At 65.3% G+C, this 12,193-nt stretch carries 8 protein-coding genes; 2 read left to right on the top strand and 6 right to left on the bottom strand.

Going from position 1 to position 12,193, the window contains the following annotated elements:
- Window position 1: 1 nt before the first annotated feature.
- From KY501_RS24280 to KY501_RS24255, 6 genes are all read right to left on the bottom strand, one after another.
- On the bottom strand, window positions 2-478 hold the full coding sequence (locus tag KY501_RS24280; RefSeq protein WP_224365636.1) for an SRPBCC family protein: 477 nt from the start codon (window positions 476-478) through the stop codon (window positions 2-4).
- Entirely contained in the window at window positions 475-807 is a 333-nt protein-coding gene (locus KY501_RS24275; RefSeq protein WP_224365635.1) for an ArsR/SmtB family transcription factor, read from the bottom strand. The genes KY501_RS24280 and KY501_RS24275 overlap by 4 nt, the downstream gene beginning before the upstream one ends.
- Before the next feature lie 173 nt (window positions 808-980).
- Entirely contained in the window at window positions 981-2,987 is a 2,007-nt protein-coding gene (locus KY501_RS24270) for an Ig-like domain-containing protein (RefSeq protein ID WP_224365634.1), read from the bottom strand.
- A gap of 125 nt (window positions 2,988-3,112) precedes the next feature.
- A complete protein-coding gene (locus tag KY501_RS24265; protein WP_224365633.1) occupies window positions 3,113-4,468 on the bottom strand; it encodes a DUF1254 domain-containing protein in 1,356 nt (451 codons plus the stop codon).
- A gap of 199 nt (window positions 4,469-4,667) precedes the next feature.
- The gene (locus KY501_RS24260; protein ID WP_224365632.1) at window positions 4,668-5,114 is read right to left on the bottom strand and encodes a hypothetical protein; all 447 of its coding nucleotides are present in this window, start codon (window positions 5,112-5,114) and stop codon (window positions 4,668-4,670) included.
- Window positions 5,115-5,286: 172 nt separating this feature from the next.
- Window positions 5,287-5,910 (bottom strand): hypothetical protein, encoded by a 624-nt coding sequence (locus tag KY501_RS24255; RefSeq protein WP_224365631.1) that lies wholly within the window; start codon window positions 5,908-5,910, stop codon window positions 5,287-5,289.
- Window positions 5,911-6,189: 279 nt separating this feature from the next.
- On the opposite strand from KY501_RS24255, the gene KY501_RS24250 reads away from it, so the two are divergent.
- Together KY501_RS24250 and KY501_RS24245 are read left to right on the top strand one after the other, a co-directional pair.
- On the top strand, window positions 6,190-8,163 hold the full coding sequence (locus KY501_RS24250) for an N-acetylmuramoyl-L-alanine amidase (protein ID WP_224365630.1): 1,974 nt from the start codon (window positions 6,190-6,192) through the stop codon (window positions 8,161-8,163).
- A 171-nt stretch (window positions 8,164-8,334) separates the two neighbouring features.
- Window positions 8,335-12,036: a choice-of-anchor D domain-containing protein gene (locus tag KY501_RS24245; RefSeq protein ID WP_224365629.1), complete on the top strand. Its 3,702-nt coding sequence runs from the start codon at window positions 8,335-8,337 to the stop codon at window positions 12,034-12,036.
- Window positions 12,037-12,193 lie beyond the last annotated feature (157 nt).

Here is a 12,193-nt window from a genome sequence, read left to right as displayed (position 1 = left end):
GTCAGACCTGGAACCGCTTGTCCAACTTGGTGAGCTGGCTGGTGAAGCCCTCGACCTGCATCTGGGTGAACTTCTCATCGTGCATGGGCGTCAGCGTGACCACCATCCGGACGGTGTTTCCCGAGGGGAAGAGCTCCAGCACCATCGTGCTGTCGTAGGGCTTCACCCCGGGAAGGAAGTCGATGATGTGCGTCAGGGCCAGCCGCTGATGGGGCTTGAACTCGGAGAACGTGCCCCGGGTCTCATGGGAGAGGGGCGCGCCCATCTTCTTCATCTGCGCCACGACGTCGGGCGCATCGGCGATCATGTCGTAGTGCAGGAGGCCGCCCAGTTTCGCCTCCAGGGCTTTGACGTCAACGCGGAAGCCTTGAGGCCCCCACCACGACTCGAAGCCGTCCTTCGTGGTCCACAGCTCCCACACTTCCTCGACCCGCGCCTTGTACGTGCGCTCGATCACCACGTTCTTCCTGTCGCTCATGAGTGTTTTCCCCTCTGCTTCTTCTGTCGTTGTTCCAGCGCCGCTCCAAACCGGTCCAGTCTCGCCTCCCACAAGTCCTGGTACAGGGCGAGCCACTCCTCCAGCTCCCGGAACGGCTCGGGCCTGAGCGAGTAGAGCCGCCGTTGTCCCTCCGGCCGCACCGCGACGAAGCCGGACTCGTGGAGGATGCGGAGGTGCCGGGAAACCCCCGATTGGTGGATTCCCGCCTGCTCGACGATGTCATTCACCTGTCGTTCGCCGTGCCGCAGCGTCTCCACGATTCGGCGGCGGGTGGGATCCGCAAGGGTCTGAAAGGTATCGAGTCTCATCACCGTGCATATACATACCCATGCATATGTCGGCCGTCAAGAGGCCCTCCACGAGGCGGGTAGGCCGCCCTCGGAGGGCCTGACAAGAGGAATGCTCTGCTCCGTGCAGCCGAACGCCTCGGGCAGGCGCTTCAGCGTCCTGCCCGAGTGCAGTAACTCGATATGCTTCCTGGCTACTCCGCAGGCATCCAGGCCAGACCCAGGTTCCTGCTGCTGCCCGAGTTCACGGTTTGGATATCGCTGCCGTCGGCCAGATGGGCGCTCCGGAGCGCTTGACCTAGCCAATCCGTCCAATACAGCCGCCCGGCCGTGACATCGATGGCAATCCCGTACACTGTGTTCTGGTTGGTCACCAGGGGGGTGATGTTGGAGCCGTCCAGGTTGGCGACATAGATGCTGTTGCTGCGGGTCGCGTAGTACAATTTCCCGCCGCTCGAGTCGACCGCCAGGCCCACGCCCAGGCCGCCCAGGTTTGAAGCAAGGGTCTCCAGGTTGGTCCCATCGAGATTGAATCGTACGAGCTTGGTGTTGTTGTAGGTAATGACATACACCTTGCTGCTCGAGCCATCGACCGCGATGGCAGACGGGCTATCGAGATTGCCGACGACCTGCGTGGGATTGCTGCCGTCCAGCTCGGCGCGCATGACCTGTTTCCCGTTGAAATCGGACCAGTACAGCTTGCGGCTCGTCGAATCGACCGCCAGCCCGGCGGGGAAGCCTCCGTTCGCCACGATATTGACCGGGTTCGCGCCATCACTGTCCGCTCGAAAGAGGGCGCTGCCGTTGCTGTAGAAGATGGTACGGGTTACCGGGTCGGTGGCGATGGAACTTGACCCGCCGATGCCGGTCTTGAGCTCAATGGCATTCGTGCCGTTCACGTCAACCCTCCACAGCGAGCCGCTGGCAGTCGTCCAGTAGAGGCGGGCAGGACTGGTGACGTCGACCGCGAAGGTGGTGGAGGTGGTGGCGGAGCCGTCACTTACCGAGAGGGTAATGGTGGTGGAGCCGCTGGCGCTGGCGGTGGGGACGACGTTGAGGGTGCGGTTGGCGCCGGAGCCGCCGAGGACGAGATTGCTGGGGTCGTTGGGAACCAGGCCTGTATTGGAGGAAGTGGCGGTGACCGTGAGGCTGTTGGCGGCGGTCTCCACGTCACCCAGGGTGAAGGCCAGGTCACCGGTCGAGCTGCCAGCAGTGATGTGCTGGTTGGCCACTGGGGAAATGGTGGGGATGTCGTTGACTGGCGTGATGGTGAGGGTCACCGTGGCCTGGGCGCTTTGGCCCTTGCTGTCGGTGGCGCTGAAGGTGAAGGCATCTTCGCCATGGTAGTCGGCGCTGGGGGTGTAGGTGACGGAGCCATCGGCGCTGAGTTCACTGAGCGTGCCGTGGTCCGGCGCGTCGACGATGCTGAAAGCGAGTGTCCCGTTGCCACTGGCCGACAGGTGCACATCGAGGGGCGTGTCTTCCGCTGTCTCGAGGGTGGCGTTTTGGGCCACCGGCGGTCTGCTGGTGACGTCGACCGCGAAGGTGGTGGAGGTGGTGGCGGAGCCGTCACTCACCGAGAGGGTAATGGTGGTGGAGCCGCTGGCGCTGGCGGCGGGGACGACGTTGAGGGTGCGGTTGGCGCCGGAGCCGCCGAGGACGAGATTGCTGGGGGCGTTGGGCACCAGGTCGGTATTGGAGGAAGTGGCGGTGACCGTGAGGCTGTTGGCGGCGGTCTCCGCGTCTCCCAGGGTGAAGGCCAGGTCGCCGGTCGAGCTGCCAGCAGTGATGTGCTGGTTGGCCACTGGGGAAATGGTGGGGATGTCGTTGACTGGCGTGATGGTGAGGGTCACCGTGGCCTGGGCACTTTGGCCCTTGCTGTCGGTGGCGCTGAAGGTGAAGGCATCTTCGCCATGGTAGTCGGCGCCGGGGGTGTAGGTGACGGAGCCATCGGCGCTGAGCTCACTGAGCGTGCCGTGGTCCGGTGCGTCGACGATGCTGAAAGCAAGTGTCCCGGTGCCACTGGCCGACAGGTGCACCTCGAGAGGCGTGTCTTCCGCCGTCTCGAGGGTGACGTTTCGGGCCGTCGGTGGTGCGCTGTCGCCACAAGCGGCGAGGGTGCTGGCAACCAGTCCGAGCACCAGTCCGGTGCGCAATGCGGTGGCCGGCGCTGCGAGCCACCTCGACAACAACTCTGACATGAACTCTCCTCGTGGGACGCCCGACATAGGCGATGGAAGCGCGGAACGCCAGGTTCTGCGACGGCGTGGCGGAACCCAGTGACGCCTCACTGGGCTCCGCTGGAGACACTCAGCTCAGCCTCTGGTCACTTCGCTCGCGAGACCGCGGGCGGGTGCCAATCTCCATTGAGCGCCTCTTGCCTCGGCGAGTACAGCCGCATGGTGAGGTTGAACGGGCCCTGCTGGGGTGCCGGCAGCCAGTTCGGCCGCCTCGGATCGGTCTCGTCCATGGAGCGCTCGACGTACAACGTCACGGAGCCATCGGACTCGACCAGGTTGTTTCGCGTGCCCAGCGAGAAGCGGTCGATGGCGTTAGGGACCTGGAATCCCTGCTCGTCGTACATCGTCACGGACCAGAAGGCGTTCACCGGTGGCAGGCTGTTGGCCTCGAAGCGCAGCGTGTAGCGCTTGGCGCTGTCCAGCACGGTGCCCGTGGAATCCACGTAGGCGGTCGGGTAGATGGCGTCCTCCGGGAGATTGGCGCCCAGTCCGATCAGGGCAACGATCGCGCGGCGGAGGTAGCTCGTCCCGTAGGTCCCCATGAACTCGTTCGGGTATACCCAGCCATTCGTCAGCGGTGTGAGCGAGGTCTGCTTCTCCTTCATCCGGTCGAGGGCGTCGGGGGCCGCTTTCCTGAAGGCGTCTTGCACCGCCGCCGGGGCTGCGTTCAGGTCGAACGGCTGGCCCGCCACGAAGCCTGCCCGCGCCAGACGCGCGAGGATGGGGTAGTCATTGAAGTGCGCTGGATTCTGGCGCATCAGGTCCGCGCCATAGGCGAAGAACGCCTCGGGCGTCATCTTCTCTACGATCACCAACGGCTCCTCGCGGCTGATGTCGTCGGTGTCTGTCCCGACGGGCGGCGGCGGCTGCAGCCCGGCCTCGTAGGCGGAGTAAGGGATGATCCGGAGGCCATCCTGGAACGCGCGCACGCTTTCGTAGTCCGATTCACCGTTGCACTGCGTTCGTCCGATGATCCAGACATACGGCGTCGGCGCGTCGATCCGTTGCAGGTTCAGGGCCGGGTTGATCGTCCCTTTCCACCCCGGGCCGACGATGACGAACTGCTGGGCCGCGGTCCCCGTCGTGCGGGGGCCAGGGCAGGCGAAGACGTCCGTCCACATGTCGAGCATGGGCAAGAGGTAGTAGCGCCCATCGGACGGAGGGACCTTGATGACCATGGGCTCGTGCACGAGATCGAGCCACGCACTCGAATAGAGCGTGTCGAAGTTGGGTCGCACCACGGTGCGGTCTGCCGGCCCCGGGAAGCGCGGGTTGTTCATGAACACGTTGGCCGGGCTTCGCCAGGTAGGGAGGTCGATCTCCTTGACGTTCGTCATCTGCCGGCGCGTCACGTCCATCAACACGATGGGATAGAGGTATGTGTATCCCTCGCAGCCGATCTCGTATGCAGTCTCGAAGTTCAAACCAGTGCTCGTCGCCATAGGCTCCTCTTCTTCGAGCGTGGATCGCTCGAAGCTCCATTCGTTGCGGGCGAGGAACCTATTCAGAGTGTCAGGTCATGGATATTGGACCAAGTGCTTACACGGCGCGGGCCCAGGCATGCAGTGCGGCTGCCTCGTCGCGGCCGGCGGCGGGTCTTGGCGTACGTGACGGTGTGCTAGCCCGGGCTCAATGTGCCGCCTACTCACCACCATCACGGGGGGCTCCGGGAGCACCGCCATCTGTCACAGGCAAGAGGGGCGCGAGCCCATTCCAGTTCACGCCAGCGGTGGCGGAGCCCACTTCCGTTGAAGTTCCCCTGATACCTCCGTCTTGAGGCGAGGTAGCCGGTCCCAGAAGCTCTCCGGTCTGACTGCCCAGGAGCCGCCTGAGGATCCGGCCATCGGTGCGGATGGCGTAGGCTGCGCCTGAATCCAATGAAGGGGCGCTGCGACCGCACTTCGCGAGATCTTCGTCAATCCAGACGAAGATGATTTCACCCTGTCGGATGAGCCGATAGCGGTAGGACTCGGGTTGTAGCCAGCAAGGTTGTTCCGGGGAACTCGAAGGCAGGAAGTCCTGCGCGGCGATCATGATGGCTTTCAGCAGCACGCCGTCCATTTCATAAGGTTCCTTCCCGGCATCCATCTTTACGACGGAGCTCTCCTGGAATGAGGGGAAGCGGATCGTCGAGTCCTCCTGCAGAGCAGGGCGAGAAGGAGATCGCAGGCAACCCGCCAGGAGGAGCAGCAGGGCCAGAGGCACCTTCCTCGCTACGACGCTCGGATGCACCAGAGGGGCTCGCGCATGGCGAACGGATCTACCGGGGGTGGAACACGTAATCTGTTTCATTGAGCCACTCGACGGAGCCCATTTGCTCCCAACCCCACTTGCCATTGGCAGGGGTCCACTTCGTGACCTCGCCCGTGGCGGGGATGTACTCAAAGAAGCCATCGCAGGTGGGAGCCTCGAGATCGTTCGAGCGGGAGAAGAAAGCGATGACTGCCAGGTGAACTGTCTTGTTTTTCGCCTCGACTGTGAATCCGTGAAGCCTTCCCATGGAGGCGATGAAGGAGATGTCCTTCTTCGAGAGGTTGTCCTCGAACGGATGATTGTGGAGGGCAAAGATGTATTTGAGGCTGCTCGGCGGATAGCGTGGGTCATCTACTAGGGGAGGAAGTTTGCAACTCTTCCACCGGTTCAATGGATCGGACTCAGACTGGTCCGTCAGCATGCTCATTTCGTACTTGTGGTCAGGCGTGTAGTACAGCCAAGCGCAGTACTCTTGGGAGATTCGCCACCGCAGTGAAACGTCCTGGCTCCCCAAACGCCCGGCCGTGGCGTTGGGCTTGGAGAGGATCAACGGACAGGCCGCCATCAGCGCAGCCGAGTAGGAATCAAAAGGTCCGAAGCCCGGCATCGGACCTGGCAGATTCTCCAGCATCGGCTCCCCGGGACCCGGACGTACGACGCCTGGAATCGGTTTGGGAGGGGCGCATCCCCAAGCTGACAGAAGCATGAAGGGCAAGAACCACCGCACGCGATGAGCCTCTCGTAGAGTGCAGCCCCAGACTGCCCGCTACTCTACTCTCTTTCGTCCGGTCGCCAATGGCGAGTGAAATTCAGCCTGAATTGATTTGGCGGCTATTCCGGTTCTTCAGAGAAAGTAGACTCCAGGCCGATCACGCGAATCTCTTCGCGTGTCGTCTCAAAGGAGTCTGGTGTGAACACGAACAGAGCCGAATCTGGTGGTGCTCTCCGGTGGTCCCTCGCGGGTGCTTGGACGGGGGTTGCGCTCGCGTTGCTCTCGCTTCCAGCGCTCGGGGCCGAGGACGTTGCCCCCGCTCCCGCAGGAGGTCCCACGTCGCTCCAGTCGGCCTTCGCCGCCGCCGCCCGCGAGTTCGGTGTGCCTGAGAGCCTGCTGCTCTCCGTCTCGTACAACGTCTCGCGCTGGGAGCACCACTCTGGAGCGCCCAGCACGTCGGGAGGGTACGGGCCGATGCACCTGACGCACGTGGACGACGCACAGCGGATCTCACTCAAGGGTGACGACGCCGATCCCTACAGCCAGTACGGCACGCCCGAGGAGGACGACCCGAGCCTCCACACCCTGGACACCGCGGCGCGGTTGCTGGGCGTCGAGCCCGAGGTGCTTGAGCGCGATCCCGCGCAGAACATCCGCGGCGGCGCGGTGCTCCTGGCGCAGTACGCGCGCTACACCTTGGGCCGGATGCCCGGAAGCGTGGCGGACTGGTACGGGGCCGTCGTCCTGTTCAGTGGTTCCTCCGAGAAGTCCACGGCGCTCGATTTCGCGGACACGGTCTACGCCACCGTCCGGGAGGGCGCCTCGCGCACCACGTCCGATGGGCAGGCGGTGACGCTGAGGCCCTCGAGCATCACCCCCAACCCCCTCACGGCCGCCCCGTTGCCGCTGCGCATCACCGCGAACACGTCCACGGAGTGTCCGTCCTGGGTCTCCTGCGAGTTCATCCCGGCCGCGTACGCGCAGAACTCCGCCAGCGCATCGGACTACGGCAACTATGATCTGGCCCAGCGCCCCGCCGGTGGGGTGGACGTCCGCTACATCGTCATCCACGACACCGAGGGGAGCTATGCCTCCACGCTCACGGTCTTCCAGCGTCCGACGTACAAGGCCAGCGCCCACTATGTGGTGCGCTCCTCGGACGGCCATGTCGCGCAGATGATCTCGACCGAGCACGTCTCGTGGCATGCCGGCAACTGGTACGTCAACGCGCACTCGGTGGGCATCGAGCACGAGGGCGTCGCGATCGAAGGAGCCGCCTGGTACAGCGAGAACCTGTATCGCGCCTCGGCGCGGCTGACGCGCTACCTGGCGCTGCGGTTCAACGTGCCGCTCGATCGCGAGCACATCATCGGCCACGACAACGTCCCGGGCACGTCGACCACCAACCAGGCCACGATGCACTGGGATCCGGGTCCGTTCTGGGACTGGAACCACTACATGGAGCTGGTGAGGGGGGTGGATCCGGTCGAGCCCACGAATCCGGACATCGTGAAGATCTCACCGGACTTCCAGACGAACATGCCGGCGATGACGTACTGCTACGCCGCGAACGACTGCCGCGCCGTATCGGCCCAGGCGTCCAACTTCCTGTATCTGTACACGGCGCCCAGCCTCAGTGCTTCGCTGATCACGAATCCGTTCATTACGGATACCCCCTCGCGGGCGAGTAACTGGGCCAACAAGGCGTCTACCGGCCAGCAGTACGCCCTGGCGGACCATCAGGGAGACTGGGACGCGATCTGGTTCAGCGGCCAGAAGGCGTGGTTCTACAACCCGGGCCAGGTCAACACGCGGCCAGGGTCTGGCGTGCTCGTGACGCCCAAGGCAGGCAAGACGTCGATCCCGCTCTATGGCCGGGCGTACCCGGAGGCGGCGGCGTACCCGGTGGGCATCACTCCGCAGTCGTTCATCCCGCTCACTCCGTACAGCATCCCAGCGGGCCAGCGCTACGTGGCGAGCGGGCCGCTCGCGGGCGATTACTACTACTCGCCCACGTACACGCCCACGTTCGAGGGCTCCAACAAGCGGGATGTCGCGGGGCAGCTGCTCTACTACCAGGTCAACTTCAACCACCGCATCGCCTACGTGCTGGCGAGCGACGTGGATCTCGTCCCTGTGGCCGTGGGTGGCAGCGGCTTCCCGCTGGAATAGCGCCCAGCGTTGGCATTGGAGCTTTCCATTCAGGTCCCCCATGCGCTTCGGAGGCCCCCTGGCGTATGATTTGGCAGCTCTGGGGCCACGTTGGGAGAGATTGCCGAGAGCGTCAAGATTCAGCCTGGGGGTATCGTGCACCGTTCGCATCGTGGCGCAGGGTCGTTGTTCTTGATCTCGCTTGTTTCCTTCGCTGTCGCCTACGGCGATCCGCAGAGCATGCCTGATGCACCGGCGGCGGTGCCTCGGGCGGGGGTGGTCGCTCCGGAAGGGGGCTCCACCCCGAAGTTCGTGCCGAACGAGGCGGTCGTGCGGCTCAAGGAGAAGGCAACACCCGGACGAGCGCTTGACCTCGGAGGGACGCAGGTCGTGCCGATCCTCGCGGTCGACGACGACACCTGGCTGGTCCGCATCGAAGCCACGCCGAGCGCAAGCGCGGGTGCGACCGCAGCCGAGGTGACGCTCGGGGCGATCCGTGAACTCGGTCACGACCCGCGCGTGCTCTCCGCGTCGCCGAACGTGATCATCCCGTTCTCGAATGAGCCGACCGATCCGGGGTTCTACGCGCAGCGCTGGTCCTACGACTATATCCGCCTGCCCGATGCGTGGGACCGCATCACCGGGTCGCCGAACGTGCGCATCGCCGTGATCGACAGCGGCTCCACTGCTCACCCCGACATCGTGTGGGCGCCTGCCTTCGATCCCTCGGACAATGACTTCAACCCGGTCAACCCGAACACCTACCACCACGGCACCATGGTCGCCGGTCTGATCGGGGCGACCCCGAACAACGGCAAGGGTGGCGCCGGCATCTGCTGGGGCTGTCAGGTATTGCCGGTCCGCAGCAACGGCGTTTCCAACGGCGTCGTCGTGTCGCTCGCGACCGCCGGCCTGAATTGGGTTGCGGGCTACGACGCCGCGACCGGGCAGTTCACCGGACCGCGCACCGCTGACATCGTGAACTTCAGCTTCAATAACGATGCCTTGCACTGTACCGATAGCGGCGCCACCATCGAGAGTTTCCGCAACGCGCTTGCCCGCGCGCGCCAGCGGGGCATCTTCGTCGTCGCGGCGGCCGGCAACTACTCGCAGAACACGGGCCCGGCGTTCCCGGCGGACTGCAACGACGTGTTCTCGGTGGCCGCGACCGATCAGTTGGACACACTCGCTGAGTACAGCAATCGCGGCCTCTCGATCGATCTCGTGGCTCCGGGCGGCTCGCCCGACGGCGATTCGTCTCCGTTGTTCGGCGAAGATGTCGGGGCGCCGTCGTGCACCCGGCTCAGCAGCTCGGATATCAACTCCTATCAAGGCACCGGCGGCATCGTGTCGACGTGGGCGGTCATGAAGCCTGGCCCACAGCTCCTGCTCGAGGCGGGACAGAGCATCTCCGACTTCTGCTACCGCTACTCATCGGGCACGTCGTATGCGTCACCGCATGTCTCGGGGGTCGCCGGCCTCATGCTCGCGGCGCACCCTGGAATGACGCCGGAGCAGCTCGAGCAGGTGTTGCGCCTGACCGCGACGCCCTCGAGCGGCTTCTGGGGCTGGGGATTCTTCTGCCCCGAGTCCGATGACTGCGGCGCTGGCCGGCTCGATGCGTTCGCCGCGGTCGATGCGGTCCAGAATCGCTTTCCTCCGCTCGCGCGCGCGACGCCGCCGTACCACGATTTCGGCACAGTGCCTTTCGGCTCGTCCGGCACCGCGACGATCGCGCTCAGCAACGTTGGTTGGAGCACCATGAGCTCGACGACACAGATGACGATCGAAGGTGACCCGTGGTTCTCGTTCGCCTACGCCAGCGGCGCGTGCACGTCCGGGCAGAGCTGCAGCCGCCCGTTCTCGGTGCTGACCAACAGCGGTACCTTCTCGGTTCCGGTGAGGTGCTCGCCGTCGGGGTCCGGCACGCGTAAGGCCCGGCTCGTCATTCCAAGCACCACGGCCGGGGGGGCGATCTCCGTGCCGCTGCGGTGCACGTCGAACGGCGTTCCGGTGCTCTCGGTGCCGCCCTCGCTCTCGTGCGGGGATGTGCGCCCGGGAGTGGCCTCGAGTTGCTCGGTGGCCGTCACCAACATTGGCACGGCGCCGCTTACGCTCTCGGGTGCCTCGGTGACGGGCGCTGCGTTCTCGCTGGCCAGCACACCGGTGGGGCCCATCGCGCCCAATGCATCGGCAAACCTCACGGTGACGTGTGTGCCCCCGGCAGCCCAGAGCTACTCCGGCTCGCTTGCGATCGCCAGCAATGGCGGCTCGGCTTCCGTGGCGCTGTCTTGCCGCGGCTTCGCGCCGGTGCTCTCGGTGGCGCCGGCGTCGCTGGCGTTCGGCGATGTGCCCGTCAACACCGCTGTGCGCAGGAGCGTCACCCTCACCAATACCGGTACCGCGACGCTCACGGTCTCGAACTTCGGGTTGGGCGGGGGGCCCTTCTACCCCGGCTCTCCGCTGAGCGTGCCTGGCACCATCGCTCCCGGTGGATCCGTGAACTTCGAGGTGATGTGCCAGCCGCCCTGGATCTCGACGTACAGCGGCGCCGTGTCATTCGTCAGCGACGGGGGGAACGTGTCGGTCCCGCTGTCGTGCCGTGGCTACGCGGCGGAGATCAGGGCGCAGGAATTTCTCGACTTTGGTGATGTGCGCGTGGGGGAATTCTCGGATCGTCCGCTGACCATCACCAACCTGGGCACGGCGCCCCTCACGATCTCGGAGACCTCGTTGAGCAACAACACCGCGTTCTCCATTGTCGGCGCGCTGCCCGGGCCCATCGCTCCCGGTGCGTCGGCGAACCTCACGGTGCGCTGTCTGCCCACGGCGGCCGTGAGCTACTCCGCCACGCTCTTCACCTTCAGCAATGGGGGCTCGGGTTTCTCGGGGCTGGCCTGCCGCGGCTTCGCGCCGGTGCTCTCGGTGGCGCCGACGTCGCTGGATTTCGGCGATGTGCGCGTGGGGACGGTCTCGGCGCGTTCGCTGACCGTGACCAACACCGGCACGGCGCCGCTCATCATCTCGGGACCCACGTTGAACAACGCCGCGTACTCCATTGTCGGCGGCCTGCCTGGGCCCATCGCTGCTAGCGCGTCGGCGAACCTCACGGTGCGCTGCCAGCCCCCCGCGGTCGGGAGCTATACCGGCACACTCTCGTTCACCAGCAACGGCGGCTCGGCATCCGTGGCGCTGTCTTGCCGAGGCGTCGCGCCCATCATCTCTGTCTCCCCGACTCAGCTCGATTACGGCACGATCCTGGTTGGCACGACGAGCAGCCGAACGTTCACGGTCTCCAACACCGGTACTGCGTCCTTGCTCGTCTCGAGCAGCTCGCTGACCGGTGCCGATTTCCAGCTCACGACGCCGATCCCGTTCACGGTCGCGCCGGGCGCGAGCCAGAGTGTCGCGGTGGCGTGCGCGCCGCCCACGGTTGGAAACCGCACCGGTACGCTGACACTCCAGCACGATGCGGGTGCGCCGGTCTCGATCGGCCTCCGCTGTAATGCGGCCGCTGGCCAGATCGAGGTCGTGGAGCCTCTCGGCACCATGGCGCTCTATTCCCACGGGACGGGCCGCGCGACGATCCGCAACGTGGGCGTCGGACCGCTCCACATCACCAGCCTCAAAGTCAGCAGCCGCTCTCCGGATAGCTGGAAGCTCATCGGCCCCACGCTTCCCGCGACCGTCGCCCCGGGCGCCACGCTGTCATGGTCCGTCAAGTGCCTTCCGGCGACCGTCGACCTGCTGATCACCGCCACGATGAACGCCGTGCACGATGGGCTCCCCACAGGTTCCCTCTTCAGCATCAGCTGTAGGACGGACATCATCGTGATCGACGACCCGGTGCCACCGATCGAAATCTCCGCGACCGAGGGGGCCTCCTCGCGCTGAGCCAGGCCCTCGTCCGGGGGGGCCTTGAGTCGCTCGAAGCTGGTTCGATGCAAAGGCCTGAACCCGCCCTCGGGAGGTGTCAGCGCCACAGTGGCTCGGCCGCCAGCCTGCACTCGGCGGCCCGCTGTGGGAGCGGTAGAGCACTGCGGTATGAGAG

Source organism: Hyalangium versicolor (assembly GCF_020103695.1).
In the GTDB taxonomy this organism is placed as follows: Bacteria; Myxococcota; Myxococcia; order Myxococcales; family Myxococcaceae; genus Hyalangium; species Hyalangium versicolor.
This window is presented reverse-complemented; position numbering and strand designations above follow the sequence as displayed.

Coding starts and splice junctions, on each gene's coding strand:
- KY501_RS24275 (WP_224365635.1), bottom strand. CDS start 807: ATGAGACTCGATACCTTTCAGACCCTTGCGGATCCCACCCGCCGCCGA.
- KY501_RS24280 (WP_224365636.1), bottom strand. CDS start 478: ATGAGCGACAGGAAGAACGTGGTGATCGAGCGCACGTACAAGGCGCGG.
- KY501_RS24265 (WP_224365633.1), bottom strand. CDS start 4,468: ATGGCGACGAGCACTGGTTTGAACTTCGAGACTGCATACGAGATCGGC.
- KY501_RS24255 (WP_224365631.1), bottom strand. CDS start 5,910: ATGCTGGAGAATCTGCCAGGTCCGATGCCGGGCTTCGGACCTTTTGAT.
- KY501_RS24270 (WP_224365634.1), bottom strand. CDS start 2,987: ATGTCAGAGTTGTTGTCGAGGTGGCTCGCAGCGCCGGCCACCGCATTG.
- KY501_RS24260 (WP_224365632.1), bottom strand. CDS start 5,114: ATGGATGCCGGGAAGGAACCTTATGAAATGGACGGCGTGCTGCTGAAA.